Origin of the sequence: Variovorax sp. dw_954 (assembly GCF_018449755.1) — a bacterium.
In the GTDB taxonomy this organism is placed as follows: domain Bacteria; phylum Pseudomonadota; class Gammaproteobacteria; order Burkholderiales; family Burkholderiaceae_C; genus Variovorax.
Genome location: NZ_JAAVVD010000006.1, coordinates 26,083 through 41,977, shown reverse-complemented (window position 1 = coordinate 41,977; position 15,895 = coordinate 26,083). Strand labels below are relative to the sequence as shown.

Sequence of the window (15,895 nt, the reverse complement as noted above, 5' to 3'; positions counted from 1 at the left end):
ATGGCCGTCAATTCCAGAGCCGCTGCTGCGGCATCGCATCAACCTCTCGCCGAGCGCCTGCGCCCGAAAACCCTGGGCGCGGTGATCGGCCAGCAGCATCTGCTCGGCCCGGGCATGTCGCTGCGCATTGCATTCGAGTCGGGGCAACCGCATTCCTGCATCCTCTGGGGGCCGCCGGGCACCGGCAAGACCACGATCGCCCGGCTCATGGCCGATGCCTTCGACGCCCAATTCCTCAGCATCAGCGCGGTGCTCGGCGGCGTGAAGGACATTCGCGAGGCCGTCGAGCGCGCCGTTGCCGCCCGCGACGGACTGGAGCAGCAACGCACCATCGTCTTCGTCGACGAAGTACACCGTTTCAACAAGAGCCAGCAGGATGCCTTCCTGCCGCATGTGGAGTCGGGGCTGTTCACCTTCATCGGCGCGACGACGGAGAACCCGTCCTTCGAGGTGAATTCGGCGCTGCTCTCGCGTGCCGCTGTCTACGTGCTGCAGCCGCTCAACGACAACGACCTGAAGCAGATCATTGCGCGGGCGCAGCAGATCAATGCGGTGCCGGGCATCGACGACACGGCGATCGATCGGCTCGTGGCCTACGCCGACGGTGATGCGCGGCGCCTGCTCAACACGCTCGAAACCCTGGCTGTGGCGGCGTCCGCCGAGAAGATGGCGCAGATCAGCGATGAATGGCTCTTGCGCGTGCTCGGCGAGCGCATGCGCCGCTATGACAAGGGTGGCGAGCAGTTCTACGACACCATCAGCGCGCTGCACAAGTCGGTGCGCGGCAGCGACCCGGATGCATCGCTGTACTGGTTCGTGCGCATGCTCGATGGCGGTGCGGATCCGCGCTACATGGCGCGCCGGCTCGTGCGCATGGCGAGCGAGGACATCGGGCTGGCCGATCCGCGAGCGCTGCGGCTGGCGCTGGATGCCGCCGAGGTCTATGAGCGACTTGGCACGCCGGAAGGCGAACTGGCGCTGGCCGAATGCGTCATCTATCTCGCGATGGCGCCCAAGTCGAATGCGGTCTACAAGGCCTACAACGCGGTGCGCGCGTTGATCAAGCAAGACACCACACGGCCGGTGCCCATGCACCTGCGCAATGCGCCGACCAAGCTCATGAAGCAGCTCGACTACGGCAAGGGATACCGCTATGCCCATGACGAGGAGGGCGGTTTCGCGGCCGGTGAGCGCTACCTGCCCGAGGGATTGCAAGGCCAGCGTTTCTACGAGCCCGTCGAGCGCGGGCTTGAGATTCGGATTGGCGAGAAGCTGCGCGAATTGCGCCGTCTCAACGACGGCCAGGCTGATTGAAAGCTGACCGGATGGCCGTCTTCCAGCGCCGCGCGCAGATTGCGAAGTAAATCCCGACCAAGGTGCAGGGACATCCGCGGGTAAGCGCGCACCGATTCGGGGAATGAGCGTGACTAAAATCCCGCCCACTCCGTCGCCAACTCATTAGGCTGGCTGACTTTTTGCTAGTCGTGCATGGCACCTGATCGGTGCAGCGCAATACGAGCGGCGCTGACAACAGGCGCTTTAAAAAAGGGATTCTTTATGGAAATATTGCTGCAGCAGATCATCAACGGTCTGGTTCTCGGCAGCATGTACGCCTTGATAGCCCTGGGCTATACGATGGTGTACGGCATCATCAACCTCATCAATTTCGCCCACGGCGAAGTGCTGATGGTTGGTGCGTTGACGAGTTGGACGATCATTGGCCTGATCCGAGACGCCACGCCCGGAATGCCGGGTTGGCTGATCTTGCTCATCGCGCTGATCATTGCCTGCGTGGTCGCCGCCACGCTCAACTTCGTGATCGAAAAGGTGGCCTACCGGCCGCTGCGCAACAGCCCCAAGCTGGCGCCGCTGATCACGGCCATCGGCATGTCGATCCTGCTGCAGACGATCGCGATGATCGTCTGGCGGCCGACCAACAAGGCCTACCCGACCTTGCTGCCGAGCGACCCGATCATCATCGGCGGCGCCTCGATATCGCCGACGCAGATCATGATCCTGGTGCTCACCGCGATCTCGCTGGCGATCCTGACCTGGCTGGTCAACTACACCAAGCTGGGCCGCGCGATGCGCGCCACTGCCGAGAACCCCCGCGTGGCATCGCTGATGGGCATCCGGCCCGACATGGTGATCTCCGCGACCTTCATCATCGGCGCCGTGCTGGCTGCGCTCGCCGGCGTGATGTATGCGTCCAACTACGGCATTGCGCAGCATGCCATGGGCTTCGGCCCCGGCCTCAAGGCCTTCACGGCCGCGGTGTTCGGCGGCATCGGCAACCTCGCCGGTGCGGTGGTGGGCGGCATCCTGCTCGGCCTCATCGAAGCCATCGGCGCCGGCTATCTCGGTACCGTCACCGGCGGCGTGCTGGGCAGCCAGCACAGCGACATCTTTGCCTTTGTCATCCTGATCCTGACGCTCACCGTGCGGCCTGCTGGCCTGCTTGGCGAACGTGTGGCGGACCGCGCATAAGGAGCCGCCATCATGAAAAACAAGAACTTCATCTGGTTCCTGGTCGCTGGGCTCGGCCTGCTGATCCTGCCTTTGCTGCTGCAGACGCAGGGCAATGCCTGGGTCCGCATCGTCGACATCGCGCTGCTGTACGTGTTGCTGTCGCTGGGCCTCAACATCGTGGTGGGCTATGCCGGCCTGCTCGACCTGGGGTACGTGGCCTTCTTCGCCATCGGTGCCTACATGTACGCGCTGCTGGCTTCGCCGCACCTGACCGATACCTTCCCGGCCATCAAGGCCATGTTCCCTGGCGGGTTGCACGTCTCGTTGTTTGCCGTGATACCGATGGCGCTGGTGCTGGCCGCCTTGTTCGGGGTGCTGCTCGGTGCGCCGACCTTGCGCCTGCGCGGCGACTACCTGGCCATCGTGACGCTCGGCTTCGGTGAAATCATCCGTGTGTTCCTGAACACGCTGGACAATCCAGTCAATGTGACCAACGGTCCCAAGGGCATCGACGCGATCGATCCGGTGGGCATCCTGGGCTTCAGCTTCGGCAAGCCGCACAAGCTGTTCGGCGACTTCTCGATCTCGTCGGTGTCGCTCTACTACTACCTGTTCCTGATCCTCGTGATCTTCACGGTGATCATCTCGCATCGCCTGCAATTGTCGCGCGTGGGCCGCGCCTGGATGGCGATTCGCGAGGATGAAATCGCAGCCAAGGCGATGGGTATCAACACGCGCAACATGAAGTTGCTGGCCTTCGGCATGGGCGCGAGCTTTGGCGGCGTGTCGGGTGCGATGTTCGCGTCGTTCCAGAACTTCGTCTCGCCGGAGTCCTTCAGCCTGATGGAGTCGGTGATGATCGTCGCGATGGTCGTGCTTGGCGGCATCGGGCACTTGCCGGGCGTGATCCTGGGCGCCGTGCTGCTGTCGGCCCTGCCGGAAGTACTGCGCTACGTGGCGGGACCGTTGCAGCAAATGACCGGCGGGCGGCTCGATTCGTCGATCCTGCGGCAGCTGTTCATCGCGCTGGCGATGATCGTGATCATGCTGGTCCGCCCGCGCGGCCTCTGGCCCTCGCCGGAGCATGGCAAGGTGCGCAAGAACGGCAATGGCGGCGGCGGCGCGGCCCCACCACCGGCCCATCACCACGCCGGCGTGATCCTGGACGCACCCGCCGACGAGGTGCCGGGCGAACCCGGCCGTCCGATGTCGATCAACCCTTGAGCGGCACGAGAAAACACTTATGACAGACACCATCCTCGATGTCCGCGGCATCTCCAAGCGCTTCGGCGGCCTGCAGGCGCTTTCGGACGTCGGCATCACCATCAAGCGCGGCCAGGTGTATGGCCTGATCGGGCCGAACGGCGCCGGCAAGACCACCTTCTTCAACGTCATCACCGGGCTCTACACGCCCGACAGCGGCACCTTCGAACTGGCCGGCAAGCCCTACCGTCCGACGGCGGTGCACGAGGTTGCCAAGGCTGGCATCGCGCGCACGTTCCAGAACATCCGCCTCTTCCAGGACATGACGGCGCTCGAGAACGTCATGGTCGGGCGCCACATCCGCACGCATTCGGGTGTGGTCGGCGCGATCCTGCGCACGGGTGCGTTCAAGGCCGAGGAGGCCGCGATCAAGAAGCGCGCGCAGGAACTGCTCGACTATGTGGGCGTGGGCAAGTACGCCGACTTCAAGGCGCGCACGCTGAGCTACGGCGACCAGCGCCGCCTCGAGATTGCGCGCGCGCTGGCCACCGACCCGCAGCTCATCGCGCTGGACGAGCCGGCCGCGGGCATGAACCAGACCGAGAAGCTGCAGCTGCGCGAATTGATCAGCCGCATCCGCGCCGACAACCGCACGGTGCTGATCATCGAGCACGACGTGAAGCTCGTCATGGGCCTGTGCGACCGCCTCACGGTGCTCGACTACGGCAAGCAGATTGCAGAAGGCGTACCCGCCGACGTGCAGAAGAATGAAAAGGTGATCGAGGCTTACCTCGGCACCGGAGGGCATTGAGATGACGACCGCAGAAATGACAGCGCCGACGGCCACCCCCGCTCGCAGCACCGGCAAGGTACTGCTGCAGGTCAAGGGCCTGAAGGTGGCCTATGGCGGGATCCAGGCCGTCAAGGGCGTGGATTTCGAAGTGCGCGAAGGAGAGCTGGTCTCGTTGATCGGCTCCAACGGCGCCGGCAAGACGACCACCATGAAGGCCGTCACCGGCACGCAGCCTGCCGTGGCCGGCGAGATCGAATTCCTCGGCCGCAGCATCAAGGGCCGTGGCGCGTGGGACCTGGTGGGCGAAGGCCTGGTCATGGTGCCGGAAGGCCGTGGCGTGTTCACGCGCATGACGATCACCGAGAACCTGCAGATCGGCGCCTACCTGCGCAGCGACAAGGCGGCCATTGCCGAGGACATGGAGCAGGTCTTCGTGACCTTCCCGCGCCTGCGTGAACGCAAGGATCAACTGTCGGGCACGATGTCCGGCGGCGAGCAGCAGATGCTGGCCATGGGCCGCGCGCTGATGGCGCGACCCAAGGTCCTGCTGCTGGACGAGCCGACCATGGGCCTGTCGCCGATCATGTGCGACAAGATCTTCGAGGTGGTGCAGACGGTGGCGGCGCAAGGCGTGACCATCATGCTGGTGGAACAGAACGCGAACCGCGCCTTGCAACTGGCCGACTGGGGCTATGTGATGGAGTCGGGCGTGATCTCGATGAACGGCAACGCGCGGGTCATGCTGACCGACCCCAAGGTTCGCGCGGCGTACCTCGGGGAATAGAGGCTCGTCACCAGGTTCTGCGGCACTTCGTGCCGCTCCTCACGCCTTCTGGTCAGTCGACTTGGGCGCCGGTGGCCTTGACGACCTTTTCGTACTTGCCGAGTTCGCTCTTCATGAAAGCGCCGAACTGTTCAGGCGTGGTGGGCACCGGCTCTGCCAGCAGGACTGCGAAACGGGTCTTGGTCTCCGGCGCGTTGAGTGCGGCCACGAAGGCCTGATTCAGCTTCATGACCACCTCGCGTGGCGTGCCCGCGGGTGCGACCAGGCCCCACCAGGTGTCGATCGAAAATCCCTTGAGCGTGTCGGCCATGGGCGGCACGTCCGGCAGCGCGGCGTTGCGCTGCACGGTGGTCACGGCAATCGCCTTCAGCTTGCCGGATCGGATGTTCGGCGCGGCGGTGGCGAGGTTGTCGAAGTTGAAATCCACCTGGCCCGACAGCAGCGCAAGCTGCGCCGGATTGCCGCCGTTGTACGGGATGTGCAGCGCGAAGATGCCGGCTTCCTTCTTGAACATTTCGCCTGCCAGGTGGCCGGCGCTGCCGTTGCCGCCGCTGCCGTAGTTGAGCTTGCCGGGATTCTTCTTCGCGTAGGCGATCAGCTCGGGCAGGTTGTGGATGTTCAGGCGCTCGGCTGTTTGCGCGTTCATCACGAGCACATTGGGCACGCGGACCATCTGCGTGATGGGCGCGAAGTCGGTCGCCGCGTTGAACGGCATCTTCTTGTAGAGCCACGGATTGACTGCGTTGGTGGCGGTGGCCGCAATGCCGATCGTCAATCCGTCCGGCGCCGCCTTGGCAACCATGTCGGCCCCGATGTTGCCGCCCGCGCCCGGCTTGTTGTCGATGATCACCGTGCCCAGCGAATCGTGCACGCGCTCCGCGAGCGCACGCGCCGTGACGTCGATGGGACCACCCGCCGCGTAAGGGACGATCAGCCGTATCGGCTTCTGCTGCGCCAAGGCGTGCCCGCCGCCGAGCAAAGCGAAGGCGGCAAATGTCGAAAGAAGAATCTGTCTGGTTTTCATAAGCGGCGGCAGAAGTGGCGAAGAAACCGTAGCGAGCGACCCGAGGTCGCGTCGAGGAGCGGAACCGCACTCACGTACGGTGAGCACCGCAGGCGCGAGATCGGGTCGCGCAGTAGGTTTATTCACCACTTCTAGGGGAGGGCCTTGTCGGCTTCGGTGGTAAATGCGTCGGCAAAGAACTCTTCCTCAGGCAAGCCGGCCTCTGCCACATAGTCATGCTTGGCCGAATCCACCACGATGGGTGCGCCGCATGCGTAGACCTGATAGCCCGAGAGATCCTTGATGTCTTCCAGCACGGCGCGGTGGACGAAGCCGGTGCGGCCGGTCCAGTTGTCCTCGGGCACGGCATTGGACACCACCGGCACATAGCGCAGGTTCGGCAACTCGGCCAGATGGTCGCGCACCCAGTCGTCCATGTAGAGGTCTTCGGGGCGGCGGCCGCCCCAGTAGAGCGTGGCCGGCCGATCGACGCCCTTGAACTTCATGTGCTCGAGCAGCGCCTTGATCGGCGCGAAGCCAGTGCCGGAGGCCAGCAGCACGATCGGCTTGGGGGAATCCTCGCGCAGGAAGAAGCTGCCGTAGGGCCCCTCGATGCGGAGGATCTCCTTCTCCTTCATGGCGCCGAAGACGTGGTCGGTGAACTTGCCACCGGGCAGGTGGCGGATATGCAGTTCGAGCCCGGTTCCGGGCGTGGCCAGGGTGTGCGGTGCGTTGGCCATCGAGTAGCTGCGGCGCGCGCCATCGCGCAAGATGAACTCGACGTACTGCCCCGCATGGAACTGAAGCGGCTCGCCGGCCGGCAACTGAAGTCGCAGCAGCACCACGTCGTGCGATTTCTTCTGCAGGGCCAAGACGCGGGCCGGCATCTTGCGGATCGGATGCGCGCCGGCCTCGGTGACCTGGCGGGACTCCAGCACGACGTCGGTCTTCGCGTGGGCGCGGCAGGTCAGGATGTAGCCCTTGAGCTCTTCCTCGGCGCTCAGAGCCTTGCTCTGGTGCGCGTCGAGGGTGACCTCGCCCGAAAGCTTCTTGCATTTGCACGAGCCACAGGCGCCGTCCTTGCAGCCATAAGGCAAGCCCACGCCGAGGCGTATCGCGGCCGAAAGGATCGTTTCGTCGCTGTGTGCCGTGAAGTGGCGACCGCTGGGCTCGACGGTGATGTGAAAGCCCGCCTCGTGCGGGGCTGCGCTCGTCATTGGGTATTCTCGGAATCGCGAAAAGGAACCGGATTTTGCCCTCAAACCAGAGCCCCCTCGGCGCGCTGCCAGCGCGCTTCCGCCGCGAACGTGTCTTGATCGTCGGTTGCGGCGATGTCGGATTGCGCGCCGCGCGTGAAATGAGAGGACGTTTGCAGGTGATGGCGCTGACTTCCTCGCCTGCCAGGTTGCAGCTGTTGCGCGATGCCGGCGTGAGGCCGATCACGGGCGACCTCGACGCGCCTGACACGCTGCGACGCCTGGCGGGCATCGCTACGCGCGTGCTGCATCTCGCGCCACCCGTGCGGGAAGGCGCGCCCTGGTGGCGCGATGCGCGTACCACCGCGCTCGTGCGTGCACTGGCGGTGCGCTCCTTGCCCGCGGCGCTGGTCTACGGTTCGACCAGCGGTGTCTATGGCGATTGCGGCGGCGCGCGCGTGACCGAGGCGCGGGCGGTGAGGCCCGGGACCCCGCGTGCGCACCGTCGCGTCGATGCCGAACGCGCCGTGCGCTGGTTCGGACGCCTGGGTCCCGCTGTGCGCGTGCTGCGCATTCCCGGCATCTATGCGCCCGACCGTGAAGGCGGCACGCCGCGCGAACGACTGAAGAAGGGCACGCCGGTGTTGCGGCGCGAGGACGATGTCTTCACGAACCATGTTCACGCCGACGATCTCGCGCGGGCCTGTGTCGCGGCGCTGTGGCGCGGCGGTCCGCAGCGTGTCTTCCATGTGAGCGACGACAGCGACATCCGGATGGGCGATTACGTCGACCTGGCGGCCGACCTCTACGGCATGGCGCGCCCGCCGCGGATTTCGCGCGACGACGCGCAGAAGCAGTTGCCGGGGCAATTGCTGAGTTTCATGGGCGAATCGCGGCGGCTGGACAACACGCGCATGAAGCGCGAACTGCGCGTGCGACTGCGCTATCCGACAGTGGAAAGCGGGTTGCGAAGCGGGGGAGCGTCTGGATGAGTTGCCAGCGGACCGCTTGGGATCGGCTGGTGCCCGGGGCCGGAATCGAACCGGCACACCTTTCGGTGGGGGATTTTGAGTCCCCTGCGTCTACCAATTTCACCACCCGGGCATCGGGAGAAGTGCAGCCCGAAATTATGGCACAGTGACTCCCCATGAATTACCCGACGATTGAAGACGCGATCGGCAAGACGCCGCTGGTTGCATTGCGGCGCATCGATGCCGCCGAGAACGACAAACGCGGCAACGTGATCCTTGGCAAGCTCGAAGGCAACAACCCCGCCGGCTCGGTGAAGGACCGGCCCGCGTTGTCGATGATCAAGCGCGCCGAGGAGCGTGGCGAGATCAAGCCTGGCGACACGCTGATCGAGGCGACCTCGGGCAACACCGGCATCGCGCTCGCGATGGCCGCGGCCATCAAGGGCTATCGCATGGTGCTGATCATGCCGGAGGACCTCTCCGTGGAACGTGCGCAGACCATGAAGGCCTTCGGCGCCGAACTCATCCTCACGCCCAAGAGCGGCGGCATGGAGTACGCCCGAGACCTGGCCGACCGCATGGTGGTGCAGGGCAAGGGCAGGGTGCTCGACCAGTTCGCCAACCCCGACAACCCGCGCATCCACTACGAAACCACCGGCCCCGAGATCTGGGAAGACACCGGCGGGCGCATCACGCACTTCGTGAGCGCGATGGGTACGACGGGCACCATCACCGGCGTCTCGCGCTTCCTGAAGGAAAAGAATCCGTCCATCCAGATCGTCGGCGCGCAACCCGACGAGGGCTCGCGCATCCCGGGCATCCGCAAGTGGCCGGAGGCCTACCTGCCGAAGATCTACGACCCGAGCCGTGTCGACCAGGTCGTCAACGTGAGCCAGGACAGCGCCGAGGAGATGTGCCGGCGCCTGGCGCGCGAAGAGGGCATCTTTGGCGGCATCTCCGCCGCCGGGGCGCTCTGGGTCGCATTGGAGATTGCAAAGACGGTGCAAAACGCGACGATCGTGTTTGTCGTCTGCGACCGGGGCGACCGCTATCTTTCCACCGGCGTCTTTCCAGCCTGAACACCATGCCCGATCCCAAGTTCTGCCCCGCCTGCGCCACGCCACTCGAATGGATCGCGCTCCATGAAGATGGCGGACCGAAGTCACGCCTGCGTTGCCCGGCCTGTGGCCACACGCACTGGAACAACCCGACCCCGGTGCTGGCGGCGATCATCGAGTACCGGGGCCAGGTGCTGCTGGCGCGCAATGCCGCATGGCCGCACAAGATGTACGCGTTGATCACCGGCTTCATGGAGGCCGGCGAAACCCCGCAGGAAGGCATCGCGCGCGAGATCAAGGAGGAAACCAACCTCGATACGAGCGAACTCAACCTGGTCGGGGTCTACGACTTCCAGCGCATGAACCAGATCATCATCGCCTACCACGCGGTAGCGGACGGCGAAGTGAGCCTGTCGCCGGAACTGGTCGACTACCGGCTCTACGACCTGCCGGACCTTCGCTGCTGGCCGGCCGGCACCGGCTATGCGCTGGCGGACTGGCTGCGCACCCGCGGCCATGAACCGACCTTCGTGGAATGGCCGAGGCCTGCGAATCCCGCTGCGGCTGCATAGGTCGTTCGGCGTGCCGCGGCATGCCTCGCGACACAGCGAACAGCGCCGACAAAACCTAGAATCCAGGTCTGATCAAGGATTCGCATGCACATCCACAAAGAGCTCGACACCCGCGGCCTCAACTGCCCCCTGCCGATCCTCAAGGCCAAGAAGGCGCTCAACGAACTCACGAGCGGCCAGTTGCTGAGGGTCGTTTCGACCGACGCCGGCTCGGTGCGCGACTTCCAGGCGTTTTCCCGCCAGACCGGCAATGACCTGGTGGAGCAGCAGACGCAGGGCGACGATTTCATTCACGTGTTGCGAAGGCGCTGAGTCCGTCCGCTCAACCCGCGGGCCTTCGCCGGTCAGCATGGGTTAAGACTGCCTGGGGAGGCTTGTGAGGTGATTGCAAGGCTGATATTGATCGCGCTGGTGACGAGCATGGTGGGCTTGCTCGCGGGCGCCGTACTGTGGCCGGATAACCTGCCTGACGATGCACGCCATCGGCCGATCACGTCGGCGATGCCCTTGGCGGTGATCGGCGATTCGGGGAGTCATTCCTACCAGGACCAGATCACCTTTCCGCCAGGTGGCGGCCTGCGCGACGCCGCACTGCGCGAGCGCACCTTCCAGTGGACCGAGGTGCTTGCGCGCATGCGCGGATCGGAAATCGACCTGGGTCCGTGGGTGCGCTGGGGGCGCAACGGCATTGCCGCCTGGTTGCGGGACGAGATGGGCCTGGGGGGCGGGCGCGCACCGAGGAAGGAAGACTATCTCTACAACTTTGCCAACACCGGCGCGGCTTGCAAGAACATCATGGGCGACCGCCTCGGGCAGCGTTATCGGCAGGTTCCGCGGCTGGTGGCGCTGATGGATCGGGAGCCCGAGCGCTGGCGCCGGGGTGCCGTGGTGATCAACGTCGGCGCCAACGACTGGAACCGGCTGCTGGATCTCCAGGCGAGCGATCCCGCCGCACCCGAGCTTCGTGCAACCATCGATTACTGCAGCGGACAGATCGAGCGGGCGGTCGACACGATTCTGGCCTCGCATCCGGACACGCGCATCCTGGTGGTGGGCGCCGCCAGTGACGCCGATGATCCCGGCACCTTCGACAAGTACCGCAGCGCCGCGGCGAGGGACAACATCGGCAAAGCCTTGAAAAACTTCGACGACGCATTGCGCGGCATTGCGACACGCCATCCGGCCAGGGTCGCCTATGTCGATTTCGGCACCTGGTTCAGGCGGCTCTGGGGTGAACGCGGGCCCGGGGGCGAGCCTGCCTATCGCACGGTCGCGATCGGCCCCCTGCAAATCTCCAACACCGCGGGCGATGGACCCGAGAACGCGTGGCTCGGCGACGGGCATGCCGGCACCGCGATGAACACCTTGTGGGCGCAGCACCTTGTCGAGCGCCTGCGCGAACTGACCGGCGCGCAGCTGACGCCGATCAGCGACGAGGAAGTCATCGAGTTCCTCACGCATTGAGGCGGTGGTCGCCGGGCCGTGTCGCCCAGCTCGTTTCAGTCAGAGCGCCAGGCTCTTGAGGTAGGCGCGGAATTCGCTGCCGACCTCGGGGTGGGCCAGGGCCAGTTCGACGGTGGCTTGCAGGAAGCCTTCCTTGCTGCCGCAGTCGTAGCGCGTGCCTTGGTAGGCGTAGGCGTAGACCGATTCCTTCCTCAGCAGCGAAGCGATGCCGTCGGTCAACTGGATCTCGCCGCCGGCGCCGGTGGGCTGGTTGCGGATTTCGTCGAACACGGCCGGTGTGAGGATGTAGCGGCCGGCCACGCCAAGGCGCGAAGGCGCATCCTCGGGCTTGGGCTTCTCGACCATGCGCGTGATCTTGGTCAGGCCGGCTTCGACGGCGTCGCCGGCCACGATGCCGTAGCGGCGGACCTGGTCGAGCGGCACTTCCTGCACCGCGAGCAAGGAACTTTGCAGCCTTGCGAAAGCGCGCGTCATCTGCGCGAGAACCGGCTCGCCGCCCGACGGGCCGACCATCAGGTCATCGGCCAGCAACACGGCGAAGGGCTCGTTGCCGACCAGGTGCTCGGCGCAGAGCACCGCGTGGCCCAGGCCCAGCATGCGCGGCTGGCGCACGTAGGAGCAGGTCATGTCGTCGGGCATGACCGAGCGCGCAATGTTCAACAGCTCGAACTTCTTGCTGGCCTCGAGCTGGCTTTCAAGCTCGTAGGCGGTGTCGTAGTGGTCTTCGATGGCGCGCTTGTTGCGGCCGGTCACGAAGATCATGTCCCGGATGCCTGCGGCATAGGCCTCCTCGACGGCGTACTGGATCAGCGGCTTGTCGACCACCGGCAGCATTTCCTTGGGCTGGGCCTTGGTGGCGGGCAGGAAGCGGGTGCCGAAGCCAGCGACCGGGAATACGGCTTTGCGAATGGTGGAGGGTGAAGACATGAGGTGTTTGAATGAAGAAGAAAGGTGCACAAGCGGCAAGAGCTGGATATTAGTGGCCTTGCGGCGTGGAACCTGTCAGCCAAGGTGCTTAGCCCGCTCGGACATGTGAACAAAGTCGGAGGAGAGCCATCAGGCGAGACATCGCCGAATTGCGGCACGTGGAAGCGCCTGCGCGTTCCTGAATGCACGCGTATTCCTCCCCGCCATCTTCCCGTTCCCGGGCCTGGCACTGGGCGCGCTGCTGCGAGCGCGCCCGTTCATCCCAACCGGGCGAGCTGGTCCTGCAGCCTGGCCAGCATGGCGCTGAAATCGGTCAGGCGCTTGCGCTCCTGCTCGATCACCGCCGGCGGGGCCTTGGCGACGAAGGCCTCGTTGCCGAGCTTGCCGTGCACCTTCGCGATCTCGCCTTCGATCCGCATCGTCTCCTTGCCGATGCGTGCCTTTTCCGCGCCCTTGTCGATCTCCATGTGCAGGCAGAAACGCACGTCGCCGGCGACCGCGACGGGTGCCGATTCGGCGGCCGCGGACCAGGCGGCCGCGTCTTCGAACAGCTTCACTTCCTTGAGCTTGGCCAGCGCCTGCAGCACCAGCGCGGTGTCGCGGATGAACTTGGCATCGGCTTCGCTATCGGCCACCGCGTAGAGCGGTAGGCGCGTGGCGGGCGAGACGTTCATTTCGCCACGCAGCGTGCGGCAGGCGTCCACCAGCTGCTTGAGCTTGGCGACGTGGGCCTCTGCGGCTTCGTCGATCTTCCCGGGTTGCGATTGCGGGTAGGCTGCAATCATGATCGACTCACCGCCGCGTCCGGCGACGGGCGCGACCTTCTGCCACAGCTCTTCCGTGATGAACGGGACGATCGGATGCGCGAGGCGCAGCAGCGCTTCAAGAACGCGAATGAGCGTGCGGCGCGTGGCGCGCTTCTGCGAATCGTCACCGTTCTGGATCTGCACCTTGGCGATCTCGAGATACCAGTCGCAGAACTCGTCCCAGGCGAACTGGTAGATGGCGGTCGAGACGTTGTCGAGACGGTATTCCTCGAAGCCCTTGGCGACGGTTGCCTCGACGCGTTGCAGCTGCGAGGTGATCCAGAAGTCGGCCTTGCTGAAGGTCAGGTAGCCGTGGGCCGGGCCGCCGACGGCGCATTCCTCTTTCGTGTGCTCCATCAGGCCGCAGTCCTGGCCTTCGCAGTTCATCAGCACGAAGCGCGTGGCGTTCCAGAGCTTGTTGCAGAAGTTGCGATAGCCCTCGCAGCGCTTCGGGTCGAAGTTGATGCTGCGGCCGAGCGAAGCCAGCGACGCGAAAGTGAAGCGCATCGCGTCGGCGCCGAAGGCCGGGATGCCCTCCGGGAACTCCTTCTGCGTGTTCTTGCGAACCTGCGGCGCGGTCTCCGGTCGGCGCAGGCCCTGGGTGCGCTTGTCGAGCAACTCGGGCAAGGCAATGCCATCGATCAGGTCGACCGGGTCGAGCACGTTGCCTTCGGACTTGCTCATCTTGTGACCGTGCGAATCCCGCACCACGCCGTGGATGTAGACGTCCCGGAAGGGCACGCGGCCGGTGAAATGCTTGGTCATCATGATCATCCTGGCCACCCAGAAGAAGATGATGTCGTAGCCCGTCACCAGCACGGACGAGGGCAGGTAGAGGTTGTAGTCGGCGGTCGACGAATCGCCGATGTCGTCGGGCCAGCCCATCGTCGAGAAGGGCACCAATGCCGACGAGTACCATGTGTCGAGTACGTCCTCGTCGCGCGTGAGCGTCTTGCCCGGCGCCTTGGCTTGTGCGTCGGCTTCGTTGCGCGCCACGTAGACCGCACCGTCTTCGTCGTACCAGGCGGGGATCTGGTGGCCCCACCAGAGCTGGCGGCTGATGCACCAGTCCTGGATGTTGTTCATCCACTGGTTGTAGGTGTTGACCCAGTTCTCGGGCACGAAGCGCACTTCGCCGGACTGCACGGCGTCGATCGCCTTCTGCGCAATGGATTGGCCCTTCGCGTCAGGCTTGCTCATTGCGACGAACCATTGGTCGGTGAGCATCGGCTCGATGACGGCGCCGGTGCGCGTGCAGCGCGGGACCATCAGCTTGTGCTTGACCGTGTCGACCAATGCGCCGACGGCTTCGAGGTCGGCCACGATGGCCTTGCGTGCGACGAAGCGGTCGAGGCCGCGGTACTTCTCGGGCGCGTTCTCGTTGATGGTGGCGTCCAGCGTGAGCACGCCGATCATCGGCAGCTTGTGGCGCTGGCCGACGGCGTAGTCGTTGTTGTCGTGCGCGGGCGTGACCTTGACCACGCCGGTGCCGAAGGCCTTGTCGACGTACTCGTCGGCGATCACGGGGATGAGGCGGTCGACCAGCGGCAGCCTGACGTTCTTGCCGATGAGGCGCGTGTAGCGCTCGTCTTCGGGGTGGACCATCACGGCGGTGTCGCCGAGCATGGTTTCGGGGCGCGTGGTCGCGACCGTCAGCGAACCTGATCCGTCTTCCAGCGGGTAGGCGATGTGCCAGAGGAAGCCGTTCTCTTCCTCGCTCTCGACTTCCAGATCGCTCACAGCGGTCTTCAGCACCGGATCCCAGTTGACGAGGCGCTTGCCGCGGTAGATCAGGCCTTCTTCATAGAGCTTGACGAAGGTGTCGGTGACGACCTTCGATAGCTTGTCGTCCATCGTGAAGTACTCGCGGCTCCAGTCGACGGTATCGCCCAGCCGGCGCATCTGGCCGGTGATGGTGTTGCCGGATTGTTCCTTCCATTCCCACACGCGCGCGACGAAGTTCTTGCGGCCGAGTTCGTGGCGGTCGAGTTTCTGCTCCTGCAACTGGCGCTCGACCACGATCTGCGTGGCGATGCCGGCGTGGTCGGTGCCGGGCACCCAGACCGTGTTGTCGCCCTTCATGCGGTGGTAGCGCGTGAGGCTGTCCATGATCGTGTGGTTGAACGCATGGCCCATGTGCAGCGTGCCGGTGACGTTCGGCGGCGGCAACTGGATGGCGAAGGCCGGGGCACCTTCCTTCGGCGCCTGCGTGCCGCGGTAGCCGGCCTTGGCATAGCCGCGGCGCTCCCACTCCGGGCCCCAGTGCGCTTCGAGCGCGGCGGGTTCAAAGGACTTGGACAGGCTCTCGAGGCCAGGTTGAAGCAGGGTGTCGCTCATGGGGGTGCAGGGGGAACGCGAACGCTTCGCGTGGAAGTCGTTCGGGACAGTAGGAGAAGGGCCTCGATTTTATTCGACGCCGCCACGCAGCAGGCGCTCGGGGCCGCGCGCCTTCTGCGTGGCGCCTGCCAGCACGGGCGTGGCGCTCGTCCTGCCGTCGTTGTGCGAATTGATATTCGGGTGGTTTTCCGGAATTAATTGTCAATTGAGCGGGCACGGGGGCGCAAGTGGGAAGTTTCTGCATGGCGTTTGGGAATTGTCTTGCGAATTCCGTCGGAGCCTCCTACATCGTTTATCAAGTGAATGTTCTTT

At 65.0% G+C, this 15,895-nt stretch carries 14 protein-coding genes and 1 tRNA gene; 10 read left to right on the top strand and 5 right to left on the bottom strand.

Annotated elements, in window-relative coordinates:
* The 5 genes from HB681_RS11680 (at window position 1) to HB681_RS11660 (ending at window position 5,249) form a co-directional block, all read left to right on the top strand.
* A complete protein-coding gene (locus HB681_RS11680) occupies window positions 1-1,314 on the top strand; it encodes a replication-associated recombination protein A (RefSeq protein WP_213954996.1) in 1,314 nt (437 codons plus the stop codon).
* A 243-nt stretch (window positions 1,315-1,557) separates the two neighbouring features.
* Complete coding sequence (locus HB681_RS11675) at window positions 1,558-2,487, top strand: branched-chain amino acid ABC transporter permease (RefSeq protein WP_213954995.1); 930 nt, start codon at window positions 1,558-1,560, stop codon at window positions 2,485-2,487.
* A gap of 12 nt (window positions 2,488-2,499) precedes the next feature.
* On the top strand, window positions 2,500-3,693 hold the full coding sequence (locus HB681_RS11670; RefSeq protein WP_213954994.1) for an ABC transporter ATP-binding protein: 1,194 nt from the start codon (window positions 2,500-2,502) through the stop codon (window positions 3,691-3,693).
* Between the two features lie 19 nt (window positions 3,694-3,712).
* Window positions 3,713-4,483, top strand: a complete 771-nt coding sequence (locus HB681_RS11665; protein ID WP_213954993.1) for an ABC transporter ATP-binding protein — start codon at window positions 3,713-3,715, stop codon at window positions 4,481-4,483.
* 1 nt (window position 4,484) lies between these two features.
* Complete coding sequence (locus HB681_RS11660; RefSeq protein ID WP_213954992.1) at window positions 4,485-5,249, top strand: ABC transporter ATP-binding protein; 765 nt, start codon at window positions 4,485-4,487, stop codon at window positions 5,247-5,249.
* A gap of 52 nt (window positions 5,250-5,301) precedes the next feature.
* On the opposite strand, the gene HB681_RS11655 is transcribed toward HB681_RS11660, so the two are convergent.
* Together HB681_RS11655 and HB681_RS11650 are read right to left on the bottom strand one after the other, a co-directional pair.
* Window positions 5,302-6,273 carry a tripartite tricarboxylate transporter substrate binding protein gene (locus HB681_RS11655; RefSeq protein ID WP_213954991.1) on the bottom strand — a complete coding sequence of 324 codons (972 nt, stop codon included), beginning with the start codon at window positions 6,271-6,273 and terminating at the stop codon, window positions 5,302-5,304.
* A 131-nt stretch (window positions 6,274-6,404) separates the two neighbouring features.
* On the bottom strand, window positions 6,405-7,469 hold the full coding sequence (locus HB681_RS11650; RefSeq protein ID WP_213954990.1) for a CDP-6-deoxy-delta-3,4-glucoseen reductase: 1,065 nt from the start codon (window positions 7,467-7,469) through the stop codon (window positions 6,405-6,407).
* A 35-nt stretch (window positions 7,470-7,504) separates the two neighbouring features.
* Between HB681_RS11650 and HB681_RS11645 the strand changes: the two genes are divergently transcribed.
* Window positions 7,505-8,440, top strand: a complete 936-nt coding sequence (locus HB681_RS11645) for an SDR family oxidoreductase (protein ID WP_213954989.1) — start codon at window positions 7,505-7,507, stop codon at window positions 8,438-8,440.
* 27 nt (window positions 8,441-8,467) lie between these two features.
* On the opposite strand, the gene HB681_RS11640 is transcribed toward HB681_RS11645, so the two are convergent.
* Window positions 8,468-8,552: transfer RNA gene (locus HB681_RS11640), tRNA-Leu, on the bottom strand.
* A gap of 43 nt (window positions 8,553-8,595) precedes the next feature.
* Between HB681_RS11640 and cysM the strand changes: the two genes are divergently transcribed.
* From cysM to HB681_RS11620, 4 genes are all read left to right on the top strand, one after another.
* The gene (cysM, locus tag HB681_RS11635; RefSeq protein ID WP_213954988.1) at window positions 8,596-9,498 is read left to right on the top strand and encodes a cysteine synthase CysM; all 903 of its coding nucleotides are present in this window, start codon (window positions 8,596-8,598) and stop codon (window positions 9,496-9,498) included.
* Window positions 9,499-9,503: 5 nt separating this feature from the next.
* The gene (locus HB681_RS11630; protein WP_213954987.1) at window positions 9,504-10,049 is read left to right on the top strand and encodes an NUDIX hydrolase; all 546 of its coding nucleotides are present in this window, start codon (window positions 9,504-9,506) and stop codon (window positions 10,047-10,049) included.
* An 84-nt stretch (window positions 10,050-10,133) separates the two neighbouring features.
* Window positions 10,134-10,361 (top strand): sulfurtransferase TusA family protein, encoded by a 228-nt coding sequence (locus HB681_RS11625; RefSeq protein ID WP_213954986.1) that lies wholly within the window; start codon window positions 10,134-10,136, stop codon window positions 10,359-10,361.
* Between the two features lie 69 nt (window positions 10,362-10,430).
* Window positions 10,431-11,513 carry an SGNH/GDSL hydrolase family protein gene (locus tag HB681_RS11620; RefSeq protein WP_213954985.1) on the top strand — a complete coding sequence of 361 codons (1,083 nt, stop codon included), beginning with the start codon at window positions 10,431-10,433 and terminating at the stop codon, window positions 11,511-11,513.
* 39 nt (window positions 11,514-11,552) lie between these two features.
* Here HB681_RS11620 and galU read toward each other — a convergent pair whose 3' ends face one another.
* Together galU and HB681_RS11610 are read right to left on the bottom strand one after the other, a co-directional pair.
* Window positions 11,553-12,440 (bottom strand): UTP--glucose-1-phosphate uridylyltransferase GalU, encoded by an 888-nt coding sequence (gene galU, locus HB681_RS11615; RefSeq protein WP_213954984.1) that lies wholly within the window; start codon window positions 12,438-12,440, stop codon window positions 11,553-11,555.
* Window positions 12,441-12,697: 257 nt separating this feature from the next.
* The gene (locus tag HB681_RS11610; protein ID WP_213954983.1) at window positions 12,698-15,583 is read right to left on the bottom strand and encodes a valine--tRNA ligase; all 2,886 of its coding nucleotides are present in this window, start codon (window positions 15,581-15,583) and stop codon (window positions 12,698-12,700) included.
* Between the last annotated feature and the right edge of the window lie 312 nt (window positions 15,584-15,895).

Coding starts and splice junctions, on each gene's coding strand:
- HB681_RS11680 (WP_213954996.1), top strand. CDS start 1: ATGGCCGTCAATTCCAGAGCCGCTGCTGCGGCATCGCATCAACCTCTC.
- HB681_RS11675 (WP_213954995.1), top strand. CDS start 1,558: ATGGAAATATTGCTGCAGCAGATCATCAACGGTCTGGTTCTCGGCAGC.
- HB681_RS11670 (WP_213954994.1), top strand. CDS start 2,500: ATGAAAAACAAGAACTTCATCTGGTTCCTGGTCGCTGGGCTCGGCCTG.
- HB681_RS11665 (WP_213954993.1), top strand. CDS start 3,713: ATGACAGACACCATCCTCGATGTCCGCGGCATCTCCAAGCGCTTCGGC.
- HB681_RS11660 (WP_213954992.1), top strand. CDS start 4,485: ATGACGACCGCAGAAATGACAGCGCCGACGGCCACCCCCGCTCGCAGC.
- HB681_RS11655 (WP_213954991.1), bottom strand. CDS start 6,273: ATGAAAACCAGACAGATTCTTCTTTCGACATTTGCCGCCTTCGCTTTG.
- HB681_RS11650 (WP_213954990.1), bottom strand. CDS start 7,469: ATGACGAGCGCAGCCCCGCACGAGGCGGGCTTTCACATCACCGTCGAG.
- cysM (WP_213954988.1), top strand. CDS start 8,596: ATGAATTACCCGACGATTGAAGACGCGATCGGCAAGACGCCGCTGGTT.
- HB681_RS11630 (WP_213954987.1), top strand. CDS start 9,504: ATGCCCGATCCCAAGTTCTGCCCCGCCTGCGCCACGCCACTCGAATGG.
- HB681_RS11625 (WP_213954986.1), top strand. CDS start 10,134: ATGCACATCCACAAAGAGCTCGACACCCGCGGCCTCAACTGCCCCCTG.
- galU (WP_213954984.1), bottom strand. CDS start 12,440: ATGTCTTCACCCTCCACCATTCGCAAAGCCGTATTCCCGGTCGCTGGC.
- HB681_RS11610 (WP_213954983.1), bottom strand. CDS start 15,583: ATGAGCGACACCCTGCTTCAACCTGGCCTCGAGAGCCTGTCCAAGTCC.